Below are 628 nucleotides of genomic sequence, written 5' to 3' on the forward strand. Positions count from 1 at the left end.
CGCCACAGCTGAGCTGCTACGACTGGTCACACGATGGCATTGGCTGCGGGTGAGTGATGATCCCTACGTTGCTGATTCCATCTATCACCATGCGGTGCGCCTGACGCCAGCCGTGATCGTGGCAGGGATTGTTTTTTTCTTGATCGTGGAGATGCTCGGAACTCTGCCTACGGTCTCTCCCTATGTGTTGTCGCCCGTGGTGATATGGGCGCAACTGAAGCAGGCAGATGCCACCTGGGTATTGAGCAGCCTGGCGACCCTGCTAAACCAAACCGCCTGGTTTTTCGGCATCCATGGGGCCCAAATTCTCGACACCTACGGCGCCGCACTCTTTGCCCCAGGTGGTTCACCCTACACCAACGCGCTGGCCTGGCGCCCCCTGTTCAACCACTTTGCACTGATGGGTGGAGCAGGCTCCACGATGTGCCTGGTGATTGCCATTTTGTGGAARGTGAGGCAGGGGCCTCAACACCAGATTGCCAAATGGTCGGCGTTGCCAGCCCTCTTCAATATCAACGAGGCAGTGCTGTATGGGCTGCCCATTGTGCTGAATGGAATCTATGTGGTGCCGTTCCTGTGCATTCCTTTGTTGTTCACTCTGATGACGGTGGCCGCGACCGAGCTGGGT

The 628-nt window shown here is 57.4% G+C and carries 1 protein-coding gene; it reads left to right on the forward strand.

Features of this window, described 5'->3' with window-relative positions:
• Positions 1 to 49 precede the first annotated feature (49 nt).
• Positions 50 to 628 (forward strand): PTS transporter subunit EIIC (locus tag AC1D1Y_RS26030; RefSeq protein WP_477684898.1); only part of this gene is annotated, 579 nt, incomplete at its 3' end.

The sequence above is a fragment of the Polaromonas sp. P1_G1 genome, assembly GCF_056405595.1.